The following is a 22,309-nucleotide window of genomic DNA, read 5'->3' as shown; positions in this document are numbered from 1 at the left end:
ACATGCGGAGTCGGCTCGTCGACGTGCAACGTACGCGGCATGACACCGTGCCGCATCGCCTGCACCATCTTGATCACGCCGGCGACGCCCGCAGCCGCCTGGCTGTGACCGATGTTCGACTTCAACGAACCCAGATACAGCGGCCGCTCCCGCTCACGCCCCGCACCGTAGGTCGCCTGCAACGCCTGAGCCTCGATCGGATCACCCAGCCGGGTCCCCGTACCGTGCGCCTCCACCACGTCCACGTCACCCGGAGCCAGGCCCGCATCAGCGAGGGCGTCACGGATCACGCGTTCCTGCGACGGTCCGTTCGGCGCCGTCAGGCCGTTGGACGCACCGTCCTGATTGACCGCGGAGCCCCGCAGCACGCCCAGCACCTCGTGCCCCAGCCGACGGGCGTCCGACAGCCGCTCCAGCAGCAGCACCGCCGCTCCCTCGGCGAAGCCCGTGCCGTCCGCGGCCGCCGCGAACGCTTTGCACCGGCCGTCCGGGGCCAGGCCCCGCTGTCGCGAGAACTCCATGAACAGGCCGGGTGTGGCCATGACGGTCGAACCGCCGGCCAACGCCATGCCGGACTCCTGTGTGCGCAGGGAGCGCATCGCCGTGTGCAGTGCCACGAGGGACGAGGAGCAGGCGGTGTCGATGGTGAGGGCGGGCCCGGTCAGTCCGAGGTGGTACGCGATGCGCCCGGAGACGACACTGGTCTGGGTGCCGGTCAGTACGTGCCCCTCGACGTCCTGCGGGGCCTCGTGCGTGCGGGGGCCGTAGTCCGGGGCGAGCGCGCCGATGAACACGCCGGTGCGCGATCCGTGGAGGTCGCGCGGGTCGAGCTTCGCCCGCTCGACGGCCTCCCAGGCGATCTCCAGCAGCAGCCGCTGCTGCGGGTCCATGGCCAGCGCGTCACGGGGCGCGATCCCGAAGAACGCGGCGTCGAAGTCGCCCACGTCGTAGAGGAATCCGCCGTTTCGCGTGTAGCTGCGTCCGGAGCTCTCCGGGTCCGGGTCGTAGACGTCCTCGTCCCAGCCGCGGTCCGTGGGGAAGGAGGAGATGACGTCGCGTCCCTCGGCCACGACCTGCCACAGGCCCTCCGGGGAGTCCACCCCTCCGGGGTACCGGCAGGCCATGCCGATGATGGCGATCGGTTCGTCCTGGCGGACGCGGCGGGGAGCCGGTGCCGCCTCCGCCGGTGCCTGGCTCGGTTTGCGGGTGACCCCGTTGCGCAGGTCCTCCAGGTAGCCCGCCACCGCTTCGGGGGTGGGGTGGTCGTAGAGCAACGTGGCGGGCAGTCGCAGGCCGGTCGCCTCGGCGAGCCGGTTGGTCACGGACATCGCCGCCTGCGAGTCGAAGCCGAGGTCCTTGAACGACACGCTCCGCTCGGCGAGGCCGAGTTCCTCGTGGTCGAGGACGGCCGTGGCGTGGGCGAGTACGAGCCGTACCAGTTCCTTGCCGGTCCGTTGCGCGCCCGCCCCGGCGGCACCGTCCGCGGAGGCGGAGGCGGAGGCGGCGGGCGCCGCGTCCGGGCTCGCCGGGGCGGCGTCCGGGCGCGGCTTCCGGGCCCCGGGCTCCGTCCGCGGGAAGGCATAGGAAGGCAGGTCCACCCGGTGCGCGTCGCTGCCCTCGAAGGAGTACCGCCAGTCGACGGCCACGCCCTTCACGAACGCCTCTGCCAGTGCGGCCGTCAGTCGGCGCCAGGCGGGCTCGGTGTCGCGCAGGGAGCCGATGACGGCGCAGGACCGGTCCATGTCCGCGGCGGTCCGCATGAGTTCGCCGGCCAGCACGGGGTGGGGCGACATCTCCACGAAGACGGTGACGCCGTCGTCCAGTACGGCACGGACGGCTTCCTGGAGGCTGTCCCCGGCCGCCGGGTGGCAGGGTACGGAGCCCTCCCCCGGCGACAGGTGCACCGGCTGCCGGGGCTCGGACACGACGGAGCGTACGGCGTCGCGCAGCGGGAGTGCTCCCGCGACGCAGGCGGCGGCCTCGGCCCCGCCGGTCTCCGCCACGATCCGGTGCGGCACCACACCGTAGGAGCGCCACACCTCGGCGAGCGCCACCGTGTGCGCGAATCGCAGGGCCCGCGCGATCTCGGGCGAGTCGGCCGGCGAGGGGCCCTGGGTGCCCCGGACCACCTCGGTGAGCCGCCAGTCCGCGAACTCGGCCATGGCCTCGGCGCATTCGGCCATGCGGGCGCCGAAGACCGGTGAGGCCTCCCAGAGTTCGGCCGCCGACTCGACGAGGCGGGCGGGGTCGGTGCTCTCCGCGGTGTCGGGGAAGACGAAGGCGGTACGGCTGCCGTCCGGCCCGGCGAGGGGTCCGCCGAACGTGTGTCCGTCGGCCACCTCCCGCAGTGCGGCCAGCAGTTCCTCCCGGCTGCCGCCGAGCGCGACGGCCCGGTGGGCGAAGGCGGTGCGTCCGGTCGCCAGGGACCAGCCGATGTCCTGGGGGCGCACGGCAGGGTCGCCCTCGACCCGGGCGAGCAGGGCGGCCGCCTGACGGCGCAGTGCCGAGGCGGTGTGTCCCGACAGCGGCCAGGGGACCACGGACGGCACGCCGCCGTCGACAGTCCCGGCCCGGTCGACGGCGACCTGCTCACGGGGCGGGGCCGCCTCGACGATGTGGTGGGGCGCCTGCTCCCGGTCACCGGGGCCCAGCAGTGCCGTGAGGACACGGGTGACTTCTGCCGCGGGGTCGTCGTCCTCCCAGGTGGTGCCGCCCGCGATGACTCCGTGGACGCGGTCGCCGTCCGCCAGGGCACGGCTCAAGGGCTTGAGTACGACGACGGCGGCGCCGTCACCGCCGAGGGTGTCGGAGTCGGGGGCGCCCTCGCCGGGGCTGGGCGCGTCGCCCGGAGCCGGTGTCACGAGCGGGCCCGCGACGAGCGCGGTGGTGCTCTCGCCGCTGCGCAGGCTCTCGCAGGCCCGGCCGAGAGCGGCGGACGAAGGGGAGGAGTCCGGGTCCAGGGTGAGGCTCGGGCCGCCGAGCCCGAAGCTGCCGGAGATCGCGTCCGCGTCGTCGCCGGACGCGGAGACGAACACTGCGGCCGGAGTCCCGCGCAGCGCGGCGGGGACGATGGCGGCGTCCTCCAGTGCCTCCCAGGCCAGTTCGAGCAGCAGTCGTCCGCGCGGGCCGAGGGCGTCGGCCTCGCTCGCGGTGAGCCCGAAGAACTCCGCGTCGAACGGGACGGCTCCGCCGGTGCCGCCGCCCGCGCCCCGCTCGGCGCCGGCCCGGGGGGCGTCAGCGCTCAGCAGGCGCCGGAAAGCCGTGAGGCCGGTCGCGTTCGGCGCCCAGCACGACACACCGACGACCGCGATGCTGTCCACCTGAAGTTCGCCGCCGGACGGTTCTTTAGACACTGAGTTCTCCCACCGGAACGATGCTCTCCGAGTACTTCTCCACACCGGTGAAAACCCTAGGCAGACGCAACCATGCGCCGGTAACGATGCGTTCTGCCGGGCGCGGGGAGAGGCCCGTTACCCGTCCCTTCCCGGACTTCCCAAGAGATCGCCCGGACCGGTCGTGCCCGGGACGACGGCTGAGAAAAGGGGCCCGCGAACCGGACTTCCGGTACCGGGCCCCTCGGGCGTCCTGCGGATCGTGCCCCGTGCGGCAGCGGCCTCCGTGCCCCGCCGGCTGCGGCGGCCGGGCGCGGGACCGTCTACGGATTGTCCCAGGAGGGGGTCCGCCGGATCTCGACCACGGCGCACGACCAGGTGAACCCGGCCCCGATGCCGGCGACGAGGCAGCGCTGCCCCGGCTTGGCGCTGCCCGACTCGGCGAGGTAGGCGAGGCCCGCGAACTGGTCGCCGGCGCCGAGGTGTCCGACGGTCCTGCCCCAGGACCAGGTGGTCGCGGCGGGGTCGACGCCCCACGGCCGCAGGAATGTCTGCGTGAGGCGGCGGCGCCCGAAGTGCGGCAACACGAACCAGTCGATGTCGGACAGTTCGCATCCGGCGTCGTTGAGTGCCCGCTTGAGCGCCTCCGACTGGCCCGCCTGCACCCGCGCCACGCTGTAGGAGACACCCACCTCGTCGATGAAGGCCTGCTTGGTGGCCTCCATGTCCATGGGCTGGCGGACTTCGAACGGCTCCGCCCCGAACGGGTCGTCGCCCCTGTGCATCCCCTCCAGTTCCGGCTCGGAGACGGTGCACAGGCTGCGCAGCCGGGCGAAGCCGGGGCGGCGGGACAGGACGAGCGCGGTGCCTGCGTCGCCGAACACGGTGCCGGGGTCGCTGTGCCAGCGGTCGAGGCCCGGCTCGCAGAACCGGTCACCCGTGGTGAGCAGGGCCGAGCTGGTGGGCAGGCCTCCGTTGAGGACGCCGGCGGCCAGTTCCATGGCCGCCATGCCGCCGTTGGAGAGCTGCCGCACCTCGATGGCGGGGCAGCGGTTGCCCACCGCCTGACGCTGGATGTAGGAGGCGGGGGCCCACAGGTCGTGCCCCTGGTAGTAGACGTCGGCGTGCAGGATCAGATCGACGTCCAGAGAGACGGTCCCGGAGCGCCGCAGTGCCGTGCGGGCGGCCTCGGCCGCCATCTCCGGCCCCGACACACCGTCCGAGACGGCGACGGAGGCCAGGTCCGTCTGCCGTGCGAGCCGCTCGTCGAAGTCGCCGCGCTCCACGGCGTCCGCGGCCTTCACCCGCCCGGGTATGTGGACGCCGACGCCGGTGATGTACAGGTCTTCGAACCTCATCAGGCCGTGTCTCCTCTCTGCTCCCGAAACTGGAATCAGGATGCAGGAAGAATGGAGAAGAGCCCTCTCCGGCCGGTAATAGTGCGGTAATGGGCGCCGGTTGCGCAGAGGTGCCCGCACGATGGACGGGCGCCATTAGCCTCAATGGAATGGAACCTCAAAACCTGGAGATTTTGCGACAGTTTGTCAAGAGTGAACTCGGGGACACCGAAAAGCTCGACTCCCTGTCGGAGAAACCCCTGCCACTGTACGAGGCCTTCGCCGAGACGGGGCTCGCCAACTGGTGGCTGTCCGAGGACGTCGGGGGCCGCGGGTTCTCCCTCGAGGAGGGCGTCGAGATCGTCAACGAGCTCTCGTACGGGGACGCCGGCGTGGCCTTCGCCCTGCTCGTGTCGATTTTGGGCAGCAGCATGGTCCAGTTGCACGGCTCGGACGACCTGAAGGCCCGCTTCCTCGCGCCCATGGCGGCCGGCGGCACCTTCTGCGCCGCGCTGGGCAGCGAACGCGAGGCCGGAAGCGAGCTGAACAGGATCGGGACGGTCGCCGCGCGGTCCGGGAACGACCTGGTCCTCACCGGCGAGAAGTTCTTCGCCACCAACGCGGAATTCGCCGACTTCCTGCTCGTCCTCGCCCGGGCCGCCGACGACCCCGACGAGTACCTCGCGGTCGTGGTCCCGAGGGACAACCCGGGGATAGAGATCGTCAAGCGCTGGGACGTGATCGGCCTGCGCGCCTCGCACACCTACGGCGTGAAGCTGGACAACTGCCGGGTGCCCGCCGCCAACTGCCTGCCCGGTTCCGGGCTGCGGCTCCTGGAGACGGGACTCAACGCCAGCCGCACCCTCATCGCGGCGACCGCGATCGGGGTCGCCAGGCGGATACGCGACCTGTGCATGACGTATGCCAAGGAGAAGCCGTTCCGCGGGGGTTCTCTGCTCGAGAGCCCGGTGCTGGCGCAGAAGATCGGGCAGATGGAGATGCAGATCGACGTCATGAAGAGCCAGTGCCACAAGGCCGCGCGCGAGTACGACGAGATCATGGCGGGGCCGGACGCCGCCAAGGTGTTCTCCAGGAAGGGGACGCTGAAGTCGGCGCTGACCGCGAAGCTCTACTGCGGCCAGGCGGGCTGGAACATCGCGAGTGCCGGGTCGGAGATGTTCGGCGGCCTCGGGTACACGGAAGAGCTGCCGATCGGGAAGCTGGTCAGGGACATGCGGTACGTCTCGATCGTCGAGGGCGGCGACGACGTACTGCGCGAACTGCTGTTCAGCCGCTACGTGGTGCCCGTGTCACGCCGATCCTGAGAAGCGGTCGCGGCGTCCTCCTCGCCCCCGGCCGGCAGAGAACCGGTCGGGGCGGCAAAGGACTGGCCCGGCGGGACCGGAAGGTCGCGCCGGGCCTGTGGTGCTCCTGTTCCCGTTCTTCCTGTTCCCGCCGGCCGCACGGGCGGCCGGCGGAGTCACGGGGGCTGTGCTGCCGAGTGCGCTGCGGCCGGTCGGGCCGGGTTCAGAGGACCTTTTCCATACCGCCGTCGATGAGGTAGTCGGCCCCGGTGATGTAGGAGGCGGCCGACGAGCCCAGGAAGGCGATCAGGTTGGCGACCTCCTGCGGCGTTCCCCAGCGTCCGGCCGTGATGTGGGCCATGGCCGGGAACTCCCGCTCGAAGTCCTCGAAGGAGTCGACGCCCCACTCCTTGCTCAGGCGGGGCCCGTACTCGTCCCACAGCGGCGTCCTGATCAGCCCGGGAGAGACGGAGTTGACCCGGATGCCCCGCTCGGCGAGGTCGTCCGCGAGCCCCTTGGACCAGGCCCGCAGGGCGGCCTTCGACGACGCGTAGAAGTACGGGCCCTGGCTCGGCCACCGGCCGACGCTGGAGGCGATGCTCACCACGGCCTCCCTGAGCTGCGGCAGCAGTGCCCGGGTCACCCGGACCGCCGAGTTCAGGTTGAGGTCGAAGCCGCGCTGCCAGACGTCCTCGGTGAGCCCGTCGAGGCCCGTGATCGGCATGCCGGCCAGGCCGCCGACCCCGTTGACCAGGACGTCGACCCCCTCCGGGAACTCCTCGGCGGCCCGCTCGGCCAGGAGCCTGGCCCCCTCCTCGGTCGTCAGGTCCCCTTCGAAGGTGAGGGCACCGCTCTCCTTGAGCTCCGTGGACACCTCCACGTCCGCTCCCAGGACGCGTGCGCCCTCCGCCAGGAGCGTGCGCGTCACCGCGGCTCCGATGCCCCGGCCCGCCGCGGTCACCACGACTGTCTTGCCTGCGTACCCGAGATCCATGTGCTCACATTCCCCTATCGGTGTCTGAATTGCGTACTGCCCCGGGCCCGGTTCAAGCCGGTTGACGAGACAGGGTTTCGTGTACGCGCGCCTGGACCGCGGGGTCCAGGAGCGCCGTCGGCGGATCGAGGAGCCCGAAGACCCGCAGGCAGCTGAGGGCCAGCGACCCGTCGAGGGTGGCCGCGACCTGGGTCCGGCCCACGAGTTCCAGCACCTGAAGCGTCTCCGGCGTCCGTTCGCCCTGGACCCCGGGGAAACTGAGGTCGCTGAGCAGCGTCATGCCCCAGACCGGGTCGACGGCCTGCTCGGCGAGCCGGCGGAAGTACGCGTCCGGCTGCGGCGCCTCCCCTTCCTCGCGCAGGTGGTCGTGGAGCGCCAGGGCCTGCATCGCGGAGAACGCCATCCCCTGCCCGTAGCGGGGGTTGAGGCTGCACACGGCGTCGCCGAGCACCAGGAGCCCGCGGGGGAAGGAACCCATCCGTTCGTAGTGCCGCCGCAGGCTGGCCGGGAAGCGGTAGCGCCGTGCCTCGGAAAGGGGCTCGGCGACCTCCAGGATCCGGTAGATGTCGGGGGCCGCCAGGGACTTGGCGAAGCTGTTGAAGCCCTCGGCGTCGGTGGGCGGGTGGTCCCCGAGCACGCCGTAGAGCGTCACCACGACGCGGTCGTCCTCGACCCGCTGGCACGCTCCCCCGCGCGGGGAGTCGGGCGAGGCGACGACGTTGATGCCGACGTCCCCTGCGAAGGCGTCGGCGGGCGCCCGTACGATGCGGGTGGCGTACCCCACGTCGACCTTGAGCTTCTCCTCCTCGACCCGCCCGTGGCCGTGCTCCTCCAGCCATACGGGGGTGCGCGAGCCCCGGCCCGAGGCGTCCACCACGAGGTCGGCCGACAGCTTCCTGCCTCCGTCGCTCCCCAGCAGCACGCCGTCGACGACGCTGCCGTCCTCGGAGAAGGAGAGCCCGGCGACGTCCTGTCCGCCGACCACGGTCACCTGCGGCAGCGCCTCGACGCGTGCCCGCAGATGACGCTCACGGAAGCCGCGGGAGCTGACCACGGTGGAGAGCCCGGACTCACCCTTGACCAGGGGACGTCCGGCGATCACCCAGCGGAGGTCCCGGCCGATGTCCCCGGCGTGGGCGCCGCCGGCCACCATCTCCTCGCCGATGCCGGGAAACCACTGCTCCGCGATCTGGTGGCCCCGGATCAGGAAGTCGTGCGCGTGTCCGCTCTGCGGAACCCCGCGCCGGTGCCCGTCGGCCGGATCGTCCCGCTCCACGACGGTCACCCGCCCGAAGGCGTCGGCCAGGGCCCGGGCCGCGAAGAGGCCCGCCGGGCCGGCTCCCACGACGACCGCGTGGCCTTCAGCGCGAAATTTCATGGCGAGCGGCTCCTCGTAGTCGATGCGGGACCTTCCGGACTTCTTTCGCGGCAGTTCGCGGCCGTCGGAAGAACGCAGCCAAACTAGGCCCACGGCGCTCACAGGACGCCCATCGCACGAGCACGGTCCGGCGCGTGCACGGGATTACCGAGGCATTACCGCCCGCTGTTTCCCCGCCGTTGGACATTCCCTAGGCTCACGCGAACGTGGTGGCACATGCGGGGGACGGGCGGGAAACCGCATCCCCCACGGCGGAGGAGAGACGATGGAATCGGCAGCACCGGAACCCCAGCTCACCGAACCGTATTTGACCAACGTGCTGTCGAATTCGGGCCTCGGTGTCGAGTATGTGAGAGGCGAAGGAAACACGGTTTTCCATCTCGGTGCCGACGGCACGGAGATTCCCGTCACCGACTACTGCGGCGGATACGCGTCGTTGATCCTGGGCCACAACAACGCGGAACTCACGGCGCACGCGAAGGCCGTTCTGGACTCCGGGGCGCCGGTGTACGCGCAGTTCTCACGGCACCCGGCGGCCAACCGGCTCGCGGTGAAGCTCAACGAGATCGTCTCCCGCGAGACCGGGGTCACCGGGCCCTACTTCGCGCACTTCGCCAGCACGGGTGCCGAGGCGATCGAAACGGCCGTCAAGCAGGCGGAGTTCGACCGCGTGCTCAAGGTGGCGGCGCTCATGGGCGAGATCGAGGGGCATGTCGAGGAGGCGCGGGCGGCTGCGCGGGAGGGCCGCCTGACAGTCGCGGACTCCGCCTACGGCAAGGCGTCCGTGCCGGCGGCGCCCGCAACCGGCGACGGCTCTGCCCGGGAGGCCCTCGAACACCTCGTGGGCGCCGTGGCCCGCCACAACGGCGAGGTCGCGGGCCGTCCACCGGTGCTGCTCGCCCTGGAGGGATCGTTCCACGGGAAGCTGATGGGCAGCGTCCAGCTGACCCACAACAGCGGTTTCCGCTCGGCCTTCGGCGGCCTCGGCGCGCAGGCGCACTTCGTCCCGCCGAACCAGCCCGACGTCCTCACCAAGACCGTGGACGGCCTGCGGGCCCAGGCGCGGGTCCTGGACGTGGTGGTCGCCGACGGCGTCGCCGACGTCGTGGAGCGTGACTTCCCCGCCTTCTGTGCCTTCCTGCTGGAGCCGATCCAGGGCGAGGGCGGCATCCGGGCGCTCGACCGCGCGTCGGCGGAGCACATCCAGCGCGTGTCCGCCGAGGCGGACTGCCCGCTGCTGATCGACGAGATCCAGACGGGCCTCGGCCGTACCGGCGCCTTCCTCGCCTCCTCCCATGTGGGACTGCGCGGCGACTACTACGTGCTCTCCAAGAGCCTGGGCGGCGGCATCGCCAAGAGCTCGGTGGTGCTGGTGCACCAGAAGCGCTACCGCGGCGAGTTCGAGCTGGTGCACAGCTCGACGTTCGCCAAGGACGGTTTCTCCACCGCGATCGCCCTCAAGGTCCTGGAACTGCTGGAGGCGGACGACGGTGCGGCGTACCGGCAGGTCGAGGAGCGCGGCGGGATGCTGCGCGCGGCCCTCGACCGGGTACGGGCCGACTTCCCGGAGGTCGTCAAGGACACGCGCGGCAAGGGCCTGCTCCAGGGCCTGGAGTTCCACGACCAGTCCGGCTCCGCCTCCCCGACGATCAGCTCCGCCGCCCAGGGCGGGATCCTGGGCTATGTCGCCGCCGGGTACCTGCTGGGCGCGCACCGCGTCCGGGTCCTGCCGACGGCCAGCGCCCCGAACACCCTGCGGTTCGCCCCGTCCCTGCACCTGACGCAGGAGGAGACCGACCACCTGGAAACGGCGCTGCGCGACCTGTGCACCCTGTTCCGCGACGAGGACGAGCAGCGCCTGTCGGGCTGACCGCGCTCTGGTCGAGCGACCGCGGCACGCCGCCCGGGCCCCTCCCCGGACGGCGTGCCGTCCTGCCCGACGCGGCACACGCTGGTGCGCTTCAGGCTGCTTGCGGCCGCAGGCGGGCGGCGCTTCGCCCCAGGCGCACGGCCACGACCAGCGGGAACACGGTGCCGATCAGGAAGGCACCGAGGAGTTCGGGGGCCCCGAGGCGGCCGGAGGAGCCGAGCAGTGCCGCGGCCGCGGGTGTCACCAGGAGCGGCGAGAAAGCACCGGCGATGCCCAGGCGCTTGTCCCGGTCCGTCCAGGACGGCGAGCGCCAGATCCGTACGGCGGCGACGACGGCCAGTACGAGGCCGACGCCGGCTCCCCAGAAGAACAGGGCGGCCAGCACGACCATGCCCAGGGTCACAGCGGTGCGCACACCGCTCTCCGGCCGCAGCGGCTGGACACCGGGCTCCTCCGCGATCGCCGCGGCGGCGATCTCCCGGGGGCTGCCGAGCCGGTCCAGGGTTTCCCGGACCTCGGCGTCGTCGAAGCCCTGGGGCAGCACGGACTCGATGTGCTCGCGCAGATCCGCCACCAGGTCGCGGCGCCGGTCGTCGGACAGCACCGCCGCCTCCGCCTCGACCGAGGCCAGGTAGGCGTGCACCATCGGGTGGGAGAGGGCGTTGCTCATGATTCAGCTCCAGTGACGAGGAAACGGTCAACAGCGTCGCGGAAACCGGGCCACTGCCCGGCGAACTCCTCAAGGGCCTGCCGCCCCTGGTCGGTCAGCCTGTAGTACCTGCGGGACGGCCCGCTGTCCGACTCCACCAGGAACGTGTCCGCCAGACCGGATCTGCGCAGCCGGGACAACAGCGGGTACAGCGTCCCCTGGCTGGTCGCCATGACCGGCGAGTCGCCGAGGACCTCCAGCAGTTCCACCCCGTAGCGGGGCCGCTCGCGCAGCAGCGCCAGAACGCAGTACTCCAGAACACCCTTGCGCAGCTGGCTCACGCTGCGGGCTTCCGCCTGATCGTTGCTTGCTTTGCCAGCTACCATGCAATGCATGGTACATGGCGACCGCCGCCACTGTGCCGGAGCTGTTCGGCACAGCGGCGGCCGCCCGGTCAGAGCACTGAGAGCATGCCGCCGTCCACGTACAGCACCTGGCCGCTGACGAAGTCGGAGGCGGGTGAGGCGAGGAAGAGGAGCGCGCCGACGAGGTCCTCGACCTCTCCCCAGCGGCCGGCCGGTGTGCGCCCGCGCACCCAGGCGCTGAAGTCGTCGTCGGCCACCAGGGCGGCATTGAGGTCGGTGGCGAAGTACCCCGGACCGATGCCGTTCACCTGGATGCCGTGGGGCCCGAGGTCGGCACACATGCCCTTGGTGAGCATCTTCAGTGCACCCTTGGTCGCGGAGTACGGGGCGATGCCCGGCCGGACCGTCTCGCTCTGCAGCGAGCAGATGTTGACGATCTTGCCGCGGCCCCGCGGTGTCATGCGGCGCGCGACCGCGCGGCCCACCAGGAAGGCGCCGGTGAGGTTGGTGTCGAGCAGCCGGTGCCACTGTTCGTCGGTGAACTCGGTGAAGGGCGCGCGCTGTTGGACGCCGGTGTTGTTGACCAGGATGTCGAGGGGACCGACCTGCTCCTCGACGGCGGCGACACAGGTCTCCACGGCGGCGGAGTTCGTCACGTCGAAGGCGGCCCTGTGGACCCGCCCGGAGAATTCCCCGTCGAGTTCCTCCCCTGCCGCCTCCAGGGCGACGGTGTCGCGGCCGTTGAGCACGACCGTGCAGCCGGCCTCCAGGAGACCGCGGGCGAGTGCCTTGCCGATGCCACGGCTCGACCCGGTGATCAGGGCGGTCCGGCCGGTGATGTCGAAGACGGGGTGGCTCATGCGGACGCTCCGTCGGTGGGGGTGGGACCGCCGGGCACGGCGGAGGTGCCCGGCACGGCGGTACGGGCCGGCAGGCCCGCGAGGACGTCGAGGATGTTGTCCACCGCGAGGTCGACCATGGCGGCGCGGGTGGCATGAGTGGCCGATCCGATGTGCGGCAGCGTGACGATGTCCTCCTCGGCGGCCGGCGCGGAGGGTTCGGCACCCATGGGCTCGCGCTCGTGGACGTCGAGTCCGGCGGAGTGCAGCCGCCCCTCCCGTACGGCGCGCACCAGGGCGTCCTCGTCGACGACGCCGCCCCGGGCGGTGCTGATCAGGGTGGCGGTGGGTTTCATGAGGCCGAGCTCCCGGGTGGAGACGAGGTGGCGGGTGGCGTCGGTGAGCGGGACGTGCAGCGACACGATGTCGGCGCACGCCAGCAGGGTGTCGAGGTCCGTCGCGGTCGACACGGCGTCGTCGGACGTGCTGAACGGGTCGTGGTGGAGGACGCGCATGCCGAAACCCTGGGCGCGCCGGGCCACCGCGCGGCCGATCTGCCCGTAGCCGATCAGACCGAGTGTCGCGCCGTGCACGTCAAGGCCGAGGTAGTCGTGCATCCGGAACACGTCCCAGCCTCCCGCGGCGAGGTCGGCGGCGGCAGCGCCCAGACGGCGCCTGGCCGCGAGGATCAGGGCGAAGGCCAGGTCGGCTGTGGTCTCGGCGAGCACTCCCGGGGTGTGGGTCAGCACGACGCCCCGCTCTGCCGCGGCGGCCCGGTCGGCGTTGTCGTACCCCATGCTGGCCAGGGCCACCACCTTGAGGGACGGGCCGGCCGCGTCCAGGAGGGCGGCGTCCACGGTGTCGTTGCCCAGCGCCAGGACGGCGTCGGTGCCCCCGGCGAGTGCAGCGAGCTCCCCCGGCCCCGGTGAGCCGTCGCCCCGCCACAGCACCGGCTCCGCCACCGCGCCGAGCCGCTCCACCCCACTCCCGGGAAGTTCGTCCCGAGTGACCAGAACACGCATACTCATATTCAACTCCCAGCCACACACCGTCGATGCACCGTCGATGCGCACGCTATCCGTACAGCAGAACTCAAAAAGGACGCATCAGGAATCCTTCTGACGCCATGTGGAATTCTGCTGGCCACCCATTACCCGGCTGTCACACATTGCCGTGGCCGCGATCGCACCCTTATGTTCCTCGTGGTGATTCCGAGATCGAGGGGACCGTCTTCATGCCTTTCTCCGACTACCGGACCGCCCTGGTCACGGGTGCCTCGACCGGCATCGGGGCCGTCGTCGTCGAACGCCTCGCCGCTCGGGGCCTCGAAGTGCACGCGGTCGCCCGTGACACCGCTCGGCTGGCCGGGCTGGCCGAACGGACCGGGTGCGTGCCGCACGCCGTGGACATCACCGACACCGGTGCGCTGACCGGGGCGGTGGGCGGCCTGGAGGTCGACGTCCTCGTGAACAACGCCGGAGTCTCCCGCCCGGGCAACATCCTCACGGCCGACGAACCGGCCGTGGACGAACAGGTGGCCGTCAACATCCAGGCGGTCCTCCACCTCGTACGGCTCCTCATGCCGGGCATGGTGGAACGCGACCTCGGTCACATCGTCAACATCAGTTCGATCGCCGGTGTCTACAACTTCGGCGGAAACACGATTTACCACGCCACGAAGTCGGCGGTCCACACCCTTTCCCGGCAGCTCCGCGTGGACGGTTTCGGCCGTCGCGTACGGGTCACGGAAATCTGCCCCGGGCGGGTGGAGACGGAGATATTCGGCCGGCTTCTCGGGGACATGGAAGAGGCGAAGCGACGCTATTTCGACGGCTACGAGTCGCTCAGGCCCGAGGACATCGCCGACGCCATCGAGTTCGCCGTCGGTTCGCCCCGGCACGTCAACATCGGGCACATCGAGATCCTGCCGGCCTTCCAGGTGCCGGGGGGTCTGGAGTTCGAACGGCGCGCGGGCTGACACCGTACGCTCACACGGATCCGCGCACCGGGACCGCCGGGTCGAGCAGGAGGGTGCGCAGCAGGTCCGCCACGAGCGCCGCGGCGTGCGAGAGCGGCTGCACCTCCGGGGTGCACAGCGACATCGCGGTGCGCAGGCGGGCGTCGGCGAAACGGTGGACGCGGACCTCGTCGGCGGCGAAGTGCGCCCTGACGGCCGCGAGCGGCAGCACGGTGGCGCCGAGCCCGCTCACCACGGCCTCCCGCAGCACCGTGTCCGGCTCGACCTCGGCCACGACGGAGCAGTGCAGCCCCGCGGCGTGGAAGGCGGTGTCGGTGACGCGCCGGACGGTGTGCAGTTCGTTGGGCATGACGAAGTCGAGGCGGCTGGCTTCCTTGAGGGTGACGGCGTCCCCGCGGACGGCGGGGCGTACCGCCCGGGCGCTGGTGACCAGGTGGAACTCCTCCTCCAGGACGTGGTCGAAGACGACGCCCTTGACGTAGCCGGGGTCGTAGATGAGCGCCATGTCGACCTGGCCGAGGAGCACCGCCTGGCTCATCACCACCGTCAGGTTCTGGATGAGCTGCAGATGGATGTTGGGGTACCGCTCCCGGACCGCCCGCAGCAGCGGTACGGCCACTCCCGGCGCCATGCTGTACGAGGCGAGGCCGACGGTCACCAGCCCCGCCGGGGTCTCGTCGCCGGCCCGCAGGTCGATCCGCGCCGCCTTCTCCAGGCGCAGGATGCCCTGGGCGTAGCGGTACAGGGAGCGGCCGGACGCCGTGACCTGGACGCCGCGGCCGGTGCGTTCCAGCAGACGGGTCTTGAGGTCGCTCTCCAGTGCGGAGATGTGCTGGCTGAGCGCCGACTGGGTGATGTGCAGCGAGTCCGCGGCCCGGGTGATGTTGCCGACGTCGGCCACTCTGACGAAGTATCCGAGCCTGCGGGTGTCCATCGCGCTCCTCCCGATCGTTGCAGGTGAACGTAACCCGAGGAGGCCCGGCGGCGGAACAGCCGGGCCCGCCTCACCGGTCTCCTTCCTCGCCGTCGTGCTCGCCGGCGTCCTGGCCGTCGTCCTCGCCGTGGGCCGTGACGATCTCGTACACCGCCGCGTGGTCCGCGGCGCCCAGGCCCCGGCGCAGCACCTCCTCGAAGAGCGCGCGGGTGCGCCGGGTCTGCGGCAGGCGGGCGCCGAGCGCGTCGGCGAGCGCGGTGGCGTGGCGGAGGTCCTTGAGCTGGTTGGCCGCACTGCCGCCGGGGCGGTAGTCACGGTCGAGGATCTTCCCGGCCTTGGCGTCGAGGACGGCACCTGCGGCCAGGCCTCCTCGGAGCACGCGGACCAGCCGCTCGCCGGACAGATTCGCCCGGCGGCCCAGATCGAGGGCTTCGGCGACGGCGACCAGGGTGCCCGCGACGATCACCTGGTTGCAGAGCTTGGCGGCGCTGCCCGCGCCCGGCGGGCCCATGTGCTCGACGGTGGCGGCGAAGGACCTCAGTACCGGTTCCACCGTGCGGTACGCCTCGGGGTCGGCGCCCACCATCAGGCTCAGCGTGCCGGCGCGGGCGCCGGTGTCGCCGCCGCTCATCGGCGCGTCCAGCACCGCCAGGCCGTGCTGGCCGAGCCGCTCGGCGAGCCCGCGCACCCTTTCGGGCGAGGTGGTGCTGAGCACCGCAACGTGCGTGGTACCGCCCGCGGCCCAGCGGCGTACGACGGGCTCGGGCGCGACCTCGTCGAACTGGTCGGTGTCCGGCAGCACCGACAACACGATGCGCGCACGCAGTTCTCCGGGCCGGGCAACGCTCCGGTGGCCCGAGGCGTCGGCCGTGGCCCGGGTCCGGTTCCACACCTGGAGCGGGAAGCCGGCGCGGGCGATGTGCCCGGCCACCGGGGCGCCCATCGGGCCGAGTCCGAGCACGGCGACGCCGGGCGGGTTCAGGGGGCGGCTCACTCCTCGACGACCAGGCCCTTGGCCTTGAGCTTCTCGGTGAGCCCGTGGACCTCGATCAGGCTGCGGTCGCCCCGGCGGTGCTGTGCGCGGATCTCCGCCTCGTGGTCCTCGCGCTCCTGGCAGAGCCGGGCGACCTCCTCCCCCTCAGCCGGGTCGACCACGACGATGCCGTCGGCGTCCCCGCGCAGGATGTCCCCCGGCCGGACGATCCGACCGCCCACGGCTATCGGGCGGTTGACCTGGCCGAGGGTCTCCTTGACGGTTCCCTCGATGCAGACGGATCCGGAGAAGACCGGGAAGCCGAGCTCGCGCAGGTCGGCGCTGTCGCGCACACCCGAGTCGGTGACGAAGGCGGCCAGTCCCTTGCTCCGGCAGGCGGTGGCCAGGACGTCGCCGAAGGAACCCGCCTGTTCGAACTCCGACCCCGCGACGATGACGACGTCGCCGGGCCGGGCGTACGAGATGGCGACCTGCACCATGATGTTGTCGCCGGCCTGCGCGTCGACCGTGAAGGCCGGTCCGCAGAAGGACATGGCGGGGTCCACGGGCTTCAGCCGGTGCGCCAGCGCTCCCTTGCGGCCCTGCGCCTCGTGGATGGTCGCGGCGGAGAACCGGCCGAGCGCGGCCACCACGTCGGCGGACGGCCGGTCGATGCGGGTACGTACATGGATCATGAAGGCGCTCCCTCGGGTTGCGGGTCGGTCAGGTGGTCGGTGATTGGGGTACTCCGTGAGCCGGGCGGCGCGTCACCCGCGCGGTCCGTGACTCGGGCGGCCGCCGCCCGGGTCCGCCGCTCCGGCGTCCGGGTCCGCGGAGATGCGGAGCACCGTCTTGGCGGACCGGGAGGGGTCGGCCGCGCAGCGGAACGCCTCTCCGGCCTCCTCGACGGCGAACGCGTGGCTCAGGACGGCGTCGAGGGACGGGTCGGCGGCCAGGAGGTCGATCGCCGCGTCCAGTTCGGTGTCGAAGCGCTGGGAGCCGTACAGCGTCAGCTCCTTGGCGATCAGGGTCGACATGGCCACCGGCACCGCCTCCCGCGGCAGCATGCCGAGTTGGAGCACGGCGCCGCCGGGGCGCACCGCGTCCAGCACGGTGGCGAGCGAGGAGACGGCGCCCGCGGCCTCGACCGTGACGTCGAACGCCGCCCGGTCCACCGTGGCGCCGTCGGCGAGGTTCACGGTTCTGGTGGCGCCGACGGCGGCCGCGGTGCGCAGCGGGACCTGCTGGAGGTCGGCAGCGGTGATCTCGGCGGCGCCGGAGTGCCGGAGTGCCGCGACGGCCAGCGCGCCGATCGGTCCCGCGCCGCTGACCAGCGCCCTCGCTCCCCTCACCCGCTCGCCGAGGCGGGCGGTGCCGTGCAGGACGACGGCGAGCGGCTCGGCCAGCACGGCCCTGCGCAGGGGCAGTCGGGCGGGCAGCGGGCGGAGTTGGGAGGGCTGCGTCTCCAGCAGTTCCACGAAGCCGCCCTGAGTGTGCGGCCGGGTGGAGGCGCTGCCGAGGTAGGTGCCGTCCGGGTCGAGGTGCAGTCCGGTGGGGGCGGACACCCCGGGCGGTGCGCAGGGGGTCGCCGGGTGGACGGCGACCCGGGTGCCGACGGCCGGCGCGGCGGTCGCGTCCCGGCCCGCCGCGGCGACCACGCCGACGACCTCGTGCCCCAGGGTCAGTGGTTCGGTGACGGTGTAGGGGCCGTTGCGGCCGTCCGCGGCGTAGTGCAGGTCGGAGCCGCAGATGCCCCCGTAGACGATGCGGACCAGGACCCGGTCCCGGGCCGGTTCCGGGTCGGGCAGCGCGTCCACGCGCAGGTCGCCCGGCCCATGGACGACGACGGCTTTCATCACGGTGATCTCCTTGCGGTCAGCGGGCGAGGTAGCCGCCGTCGACGGGCAGCACGGTTCCGTGCATGAAGCGGGCAGCGTCAGACACGAGGAAGAGCGCGGCGCCCGCGATGTCCTGCGCGGTGCCCCAGCGCCCCGCCGGGATGCGTTCGAGGATCTGGCGGTTGCGGGTCTCGTCGGCGACGAGAGCCTCGTTCATCTCGGTGTCGACGAAGCCCGGCGCGACGGCGTTGACCCGGACGCCCCGGGGCGCCCACTCGTTCGCCACCGACTTGGTGAACTGTCCTACGGCGCCCTTGGACGCGGCGTACGCGGAGGCGGTGAAGCCGCCGGTGAAGGAGAGCATCGAGGCCAGGTTGACGATCGCGCCGGAACCCCGTTCGAGCATGGGGCGGCCGAAGAGCTGGGTCAGTTCGACGACGGTGCGTACGTTGAGCTGCTGCACGCGATCCCAGTCCGCGACGGGGAACTCCTCGAACGGGTGCCGCAGGTTGAGGCCCGCGTTGTTGACCAGGATGTCGACCCGGTGCTCCGCCAGGATCCGGGTGGCGGCCTCCCGCGCCTGCTCCGGGTCGCCGAGGTCGGCGCTCACCGGAACGTAGGCCCCGGTGAGCGCGGCCTTCTCGCGGCGGTGGATGCCTATGACGGTCGCGCCGTTGCGGAGGTAGAGGTCGGCGACGGCATGGCCGATGCCGGTGCTGGCGCCGGTGACCACGGCTGTCTTCCCGGTCAGGTCGGCGGTGAACGGAACGTCCACGGTGGTGTCGTCCTTCGTGTGGGTGGTTCGTGCGGGTGGACCGGTGCGGGCGGGTCATGCGATGTGCGATCCGCCGTTGACGTCGTAGGTGACACCGGTGAGGTAGCCGGCGTCCTCGCTCAGCAGGAAGGCGACGACCGCGGCCACGTCGTCCACGGTGCCGACGCGTCCGACGGGCAGGTCCCGCAGCAGGACGGCCTTGCGTTCGTCGGTGAGCCGGCCGCCCATGATGTCGGTGTCGATGGAGCCCGGTGCCACGGAGTTGGCGGTGATGCCGTAGCCGCCGAGTTCCCTGGCGAGGGTCCGGGAGAGGCCGAGCAGGGCGGCCTTCGAGGCCGAGTAGGCGGCGCGTCCGTAGACACCGCCGCCGCGTTCGGCGGAGGTGGAGGAGATGTTGACGATACGGCCGAGCCGGCGCTCGGCCATGATCCGGGCCGCCGCGTGGGTGACGTGGAAGGTGCCGTGCAGGTTGACGTCGATCACGCGGTGCCACTCGGCGTCGGTGACGTCGAGGAACGGCACGGGCGAGCTGACCCCGGCATTGTTCACGAGCCCGACGAGCTGCGGCAGTCCGGCCTCGACACGGTGCACGGCGGCGTCCACGGCCTCGCGGTCGCGGATGTCCACGCCGATGCCGAGGCAGGGCACGCCGTACTCGTCGCCCAGGCGGTCCGCCACGTCCCGGCAGGCGGACTCGTCCAGGTCGAGCACGGCGAGGGACCAGCCGTCGGCGGCCAGCCGGGCGGCGGTGGCCCGGCCGATGCCGCGCGGGGAGGCGGCTCCGGTGACGATCGCGGTGCGGGCCGCGGGGAACGGCGCGGCGGGTGGGGGCGGAAGTGTCACGGCGGCTCTCCAGTTCGTACGGTCGGTCGGCCAGGTACGGTCGGTCGGCTCCGTACCGTCGGTACGGTCACCCGGCGCGGGGCAGGAGGCGCCTGAGGTAGGCGGCGTTGGTGGCGCCCACGCCCAGGCCGTCGCCGCCGTAGTGCTCGACCACGAAGGTGCCGCGGAAACCGTGGGCGACCGCGTAGCGCACGGCGGCGCGGTAGTCGATCACCCCGAGTTCCAGGGAGGTGGGATGGGTGAGGACGGTGCCGGTGGCCGGGTCCTCCAGGCGGGTGTAGTTCTTGACGTGCCAGTAGTTGGCGCGGGGCGCGGTGACCGACACCAGGTACTCCCAGGTGTCCACCGGTCCCTGGACGCGGAGCAGGTTGCCGAGGTCGGGGTTGAGTCCGACCGCTTCGTGTCCGATGTCGTCGAGGAGGCGGACCGCCTCGTCGCCGCTGCCCAGGAAGGTGTTCTCGTACAGCTCCAGGGAGAGTTCCACGCCCACCTCGGCCGCGTGCCGGGCGAGTTCGCGGAGGCGTCGGACGGCGAGGGAGCGCACCTCGGGATCGGTGCGGGGCGGGACGTCGTCGCCGGGGACCGTCCAGAACCACAGGGCCCGCTGCTGCCGCGGGCTGAGCGCGTCGTGGAGTCCGAGGCAGACGACGTCCGCGCCCAGGGCTGCGGCCGCGTCGAGGGTCCGGTGCGAGAAGGCGAGGTTCTCCTCGCCGCGTTTGGGGTGGACGACACTGCGGCGGACGACGCCCACTCCGGGCACGGCGAGCCGGGCGTCGGCCAGGACCTCGCGCAGCGCCGTGCGGCGGGCGGGGTCCAGGTCGCCCAGCGGCAGCCAGGAGGTGGCCAGTTCGAGGTGGGTGAAGCCCTCGTCCACGACGGGCTGCAGGAGGCGGCGCCACTCGTCGGGGCCGAGTTCGTGCACCGGCGTGCCGTCTGCCGCGCGCGGCGGGAACTGGAGCATGGCGGCGGCGATGGGCCAGTCGCCCGGGGCGTGCGGCACCGGGAGGCGGGAGGGTGCGGCCAGACTGGGCCGTTCGGTGTGCGGGGGCGCGGGAGGCGCCGGGCTGTCAGCCAATGCGGAGCCCTCCGTTGATGTTGTAGGTGGCGCCGGTGATGTATCCGGCGTCGTCGCCGAGGAGGAACTCCACGAGAGCGGCGACGTCGCGGGTGGTGCCGAGCCGGCCCACGGGGAGCTGGGAGAGGAAGGCGGGCTTGCGGTCGTCGGTGATCCGGCCGCCCATGATGTCGGTGTCGATGGTGGCGGGCGCGACCACGTTGACCGTCACGCCGCTCGGGGCCACCTCCAGGGCCAGGCTGCGGCTGAAGGCCTCGACGGCGCCCTTGGACGCGGCGTAGGCGGACTTGCTGTACGTGCCGCCGCCGTTCTGCATCGCCGTCGAACCTATGCTCACCACCCGGCCGTGGCCGCGTTCGGCCATGCCGGGCACGATGCGCCTGCTCACCACGAAGGTGCCGGTGGCGTTGACCCGCATGACACGTTCCCAGGTGGCCAGGTCCATGTCGCAGAAGGGCACCGGGGAGCTGACGCCCGCGCTGTTGACCAGCCCGGTGACCGGCGGCAGCCGTTCCTCGAAGGCGGTGACCGCCGCGTCCACGGAGGCCGGGTCGGCGATGTCCGCGACGGCGCCGACCACTTCGGTTCCGTGTGCGGCGCCGATTTCGGCGGCCGCCTTCTCGACCTCCGGATCGATGTCGAGCAGCCCCAGGTGCCAGCCGGCCCCGGCCAGTCGTGCGGCGAGCGCGCGGCCGATGCCCCGCTCGGACGCCGCTCCGGTGACGACCGCGATACGGCGGCCCGTGCTGTGCTCCGTCATGTCCTGTCCCTCTTGTTGGAGTTGTGCGTGCCGAAGGGGCCGTTGACCGTCTCCGGGGGCTGTTCGCCGCGGCTCACGGCGACGATCGACGCCATCACGCTCGCCGAGACGGCGTCGGTGTACCGGTCGGTCCAGCACAGGGAGTGCGGAGCGAGGACGACGTTGTCGAGCGAGGTCAGCGGGCTGTCCGGGTGCAGCGGCTCCTCGGTGAACACGTCCAGCCCGGCGCCGGCCAGCCGTCCGTCCGACAGGCGTGCGACGAGCGCGTCCTCGTCGACGACCACGCCGCGCGAGACGTTGATCAGCCGGGCGGTGGGCCGCATGAGTGCCAGCTCCCGTTCCCCGATGAGGTGCCGGGTGCCGGGGTTGGCGGCGACCGCGACGACCACGTAGTCGCTGTTTCTCAGCACGTCGTCCAGCGGGGCGGTCTCGAAGCCCGCCTCGGCCGCCTCCCGGGTGCGGTCACTGCGGTTGTGGCCGAGGACGCGCAGCCCCTGTGCGCGAACCCGCCGTGCCGTCTCGAGGCCGATGCCGCCGAGCCCGACGATGCCCACGGTGGCGCCGGTCAGTCCGGGGCCGCGCCAGTCACCGCGTTCGGCCCAGCGTCCCTCCCGTACCAGCCGGTCCTTGACGACCAGGTGGTGGGCGAGCGCGTACAGCAGGGCGATCACGGAGTCGGCGACCGGCCGCCGTACGGCGTCGGGGGCGTTGGTGACCAGTACTCCGTGCCGGGTGCACGCCTCGGTGTCGACGGCGTCGTGGCCGGCACCGAACCGTGCGACGTGCCGGAGCCGTCCGGAGGCGGGTATCGACTTCTCCGTGACCCGCTCGTGCCCGAGGACCAGGACCGCGTCGGCGTCCTCGAGCTGATCGGGCCGCAGCTCGGCGACCTCCTCGTCCAGCACACGCCACGCCAGTCCGGCGTCGGCGAGCCGGGAGAGACCGATGTCGCCGAACACGGTGCTTCCGTCCGGCTCCGCGTAACCTCGGGTGACGACTACCTGATAAACCACGGCGGCCCTTCTCGGAAAGATCGGGAACTTGGGTGAGAGCGTAGTTCCGTGG

General features: G+C 72.1%; 20 protein-coding genes. 3 read left to right on the top strand and 17 right to left on the bottom strand.

Features of this window, described 5'->3' with window-relative positions; translation table 11 throughout:
- Positions 1 to 3,353 (bottom strand): type I polyketide synthase (locus tag HZS56_RS38955; RefSeq protein ID WP_216723389.1); only part of this gene is annotated, 3,353 nt, incomplete at its 3' end.
- Between the two features lie 302 nt (positions 3,354 to 3,655).
- Positions 3,656 to 4,690, bottom strand: coding sequence for a ketoacyl-ACP synthase III family protein (locus tag HZS56_RS26990; protein WP_216723388.1), 1,035 nt, complete (start codon positions 4,688 to 4,690; stop codon positions 3,656 to 3,658).
- A gap of 149 nt (positions 4,691 to 4,839) precedes the next feature.
- On the opposite strand from HZS56_RS26990, the gene HZS56_RS26985 reads away from it, so the two are divergent.
- Positions 4,840 to 5,994: an acyl-CoA dehydrogenase family protein gene (locus tag HZS56_RS26985; protein WP_216723387.1), complete on the top strand. Its 1,155-nt coding sequence runs from the start codon at positions 4,840 to 4,842 to the stop codon at positions 5,992 to 5,994.
- A 202-nt stretch (positions 5,995 to 6,196) separates the two neighbouring features.
- On the opposite strand, the gene HZS56_RS26980 is transcribed toward HZS56_RS26985, so the two are convergent.
- Together HZS56_RS26980 and HZS56_RS26975 are read right to left on the bottom strand one after the other, a co-directional pair.
- Positions 6,197 to 6,967, bottom strand: a complete 771-nt coding sequence (locus HZS56_RS26980; RefSeq protein WP_216723386.1) for an SDR family NAD(P)-dependent oxidoreductase — start codon at positions 6,965 to 6,967, stop codon at positions 6,197 to 6,199.
- A 52-nt stretch (positions 6,968 to 7,019) separates the two neighbouring features.
- Positions 7,020 to 8,345: an FAD-dependent oxidoreductase gene (locus HZS56_RS26975; RefSeq protein ID WP_216723385.1), complete on the bottom strand. Its 1,326-nt coding sequence runs from the start codon at positions 8,343 to 8,345 to the stop codon at positions 7,020 to 7,022.
- Positions 8,346 to 8,610: 265 nt separating this feature from the next.
- On the opposite strand from HZS56_RS26975, the gene HZS56_RS26970 reads away from it, so the two are divergent.
- A complete protein-coding gene (locus tag HZS56_RS26970; protein ID WP_216723384.1) occupies positions 8,611 to 10,215 on the top strand; it encodes an aspartate aminotransferase family protein in 1,605 nt (534 codons plus the stop codon).
- A gap of 91 nt (positions 10,216 to 10,306) precedes the next feature.
- Here the strand turns inward: HZS56_RS26970 and HZS56_RS26965 are convergent, their stop codons facing one another.
- From HZS56_RS26965 to HZS56_RS26950, 4 genes are all read right to left on the bottom strand, one after another.
- The gene (locus HZS56_RS26965; protein WP_216723383.1) at positions 10,307 to 10,885 is read right to left on the bottom strand and encodes an HAAS signaling domain-containing protein; all 579 of its coding nucleotides are present in this window, start codon (positions 10,883 to 10,885) and stop codon (positions 10,307 to 10,309) included.
- Entirely contained in the window at positions 10,882 to 11,250 is a 369-nt protein-coding gene (locus HZS56_RS26960) for a PadR family transcriptional regulator (protein WP_216723382.1), read from the bottom strand. The genes HZS56_RS26965 and HZS56_RS26960 overlap by 4 nt, the downstream gene beginning before the upstream one ends.
- A 68-nt stretch (positions 11,251 to 11,318) precedes the next feature.
- The gene (locus HZS56_RS26955; protein ID WP_216723381.1) at positions 11,319 to 12,089 is read right to left on the bottom strand and encodes a glucose 1-dehydrogenase; all 771 of its coding nucleotides are present in this window, start codon (positions 12,087 to 12,089) and stop codon (positions 11,319 to 11,321) included.
- Positions 12,086 to 13,096: a 2-hydroxyacid dehydrogenase gene (locus tag HZS56_RS26950; RefSeq protein ID WP_216723380.1), complete on the bottom strand. Its 1,011-nt coding sequence runs from the start codon at positions 13,094 to 13,096 to the stop codon at positions 12,086 to 12,088. The genes HZS56_RS26955 and HZS56_RS26950 overlap by 4 nt, the downstream gene beginning before the upstream one ends.
- Positions 13,097 to 13,302: 206 nt before the next feature.
- On the opposite strand from HZS56_RS26950, the gene HZS56_RS26945 reads away from it, so the two are divergent.
- Positions 13,303 to 14,046, top strand: a complete 744-nt coding sequence (locus HZS56_RS26945) for an SDR family oxidoreductase (protein ID WP_216723379.1) — start codon at positions 13,303 to 13,305, stop codon at positions 14,044 to 14,046.
- 10 nt (positions 14,047 to 14,056) lie between these two features.
- Here HZS56_RS26945 and HZS56_RS26940 read toward each other — a convergent pair whose 3' ends face one another.
- The 9 genes from HZS56_RS26940 to HZS56_RS26900 all read right to left on the bottom strand — a co-directional run bounded on the left by HZS56_RS26940 (position 14,057) and on the right by HZS56_RS26900 (position 22,257).
- Positions 14,057 to 14,980, bottom strand: coding sequence for a LysR substrate-binding domain-containing protein (locus HZS56_RS26940; RefSeq protein ID WP_216723378.1), 924 nt, complete (start codon positions 14,978 to 14,980; stop codon positions 14,057 to 14,059).
- Positions 14,981 to 15,050: 70 nt separating this feature from the next.
- The gene (locus HZS56_RS26935) at positions 15,051 to 15,974 is read right to left on the bottom strand and encodes an NAD(P)-dependent oxidoreductase (protein WP_216723377.1); all 924 of its coding nucleotides are present in this window, start codon (positions 15,972 to 15,974) and stop codon (positions 15,051 to 15,053) included.
- Positions 15,971 to 16,648 carry a 4-carboxy-4-hydroxy-2-oxoadipate aldolase/oxaloacetate decarboxylase gene (locus HZS56_RS26930; protein ID WP_216723376.1) on the bottom strand — a complete coding sequence of 226 codons (678 nt, stop codon included), beginning with the start codon at positions 16,646 to 16,648 and terminating at the stop codon, positions 15,971 to 15,973. The genes HZS56_RS26935 and HZS56_RS26930 overlap by 4 nt, the downstream gene beginning before the upstream one ends.
- 72 nt (positions 16,649 to 16,720) lie before the next feature.
- Positions 16,721 to 17,809, bottom strand: a complete 1,089-nt coding sequence (locus tag HZS56_RS26925; protein WP_216723375.1) for an L-idonate 5-dehydrogenase — start codon at positions 17,807 to 17,809, stop codon at positions 16,721 to 16,723.
- Positions 17,810 to 17,828: 19 nt separating this feature from the next.
- Positions 17,829 to 18,566 (bottom strand): SDR family NAD(P)-dependent oxidoreductase, encoded by a 738-nt coding sequence (locus tag HZS56_RS26920; protein WP_216723374.1) that lies wholly within the window; start codon positions 18,564 to 18,566, stop codon positions 17,829 to 17,831.
- Between the two features lie 54 nt (positions 18,567 to 18,620).
- Positions 18,621 to 19,409, bottom strand: a complete 789-nt coding sequence (locus tag HZS56_RS26915) for an SDR family NAD(P)-dependent oxidoreductase (RefSeq protein ID WP_216723373.1) — start codon at positions 19,407 to 19,409, stop codon at positions 18,621 to 18,623.
- A 67-nt stretch (positions 19,410 to 19,476) separates the two neighbouring features.
- Positions 19,477 to 20,484 (bottom strand): sugar phosphate isomerase/epimerase family protein, encoded by a 1,008-nt coding sequence (locus HZS56_RS26910; RefSeq protein WP_216723372.1) that lies wholly within the window; start codon positions 20,482 to 20,484, stop codon positions 19,477 to 19,479.
- Positions 20,477 to 21,244, bottom strand: a complete 768-nt coding sequence (locus HZS56_RS26905; protein WP_216723371.1) for an SDR family NAD(P)-dependent oxidoreductase — start codon at positions 21,242 to 21,244, stop codon at positions 20,477 to 20,479. The genes HZS56_RS26910 and HZS56_RS26905 overlap by 8 nt, the downstream gene beginning before the upstream one ends.
- Positions 21,241 to 22,257: a 2-hydroxyacid dehydrogenase gene (locus tag HZS56_RS26900; protein WP_216723370.1), complete on the bottom strand. Its 1,017-nt coding sequence runs from the start codon at positions 22,255 to 22,257 to the stop codon at positions 21,241 to 21,243. The genes HZS56_RS26905 and HZS56_RS26900 overlap by 4 nt, the downstream gene beginning before the upstream one ends.
- Between the last annotated feature and the right edge of the window lie 52 nt (positions 22,258 to 22,309).

The organism is Streptomyces mayonensis, from assembly GCF_018982965.1.
Taxonomy (GTDB): Bacteria; Actinomycetota; Actinomycetes; order Streptomycetales; family Streptomycetaceae; genus Streptomyces; species Streptomyces mayonensis.
The sequence above is the reverse complement of the archived record's forward strand: the minus strand, read 5'-3'. Positions and strand labels throughout refer to the sequence as shown.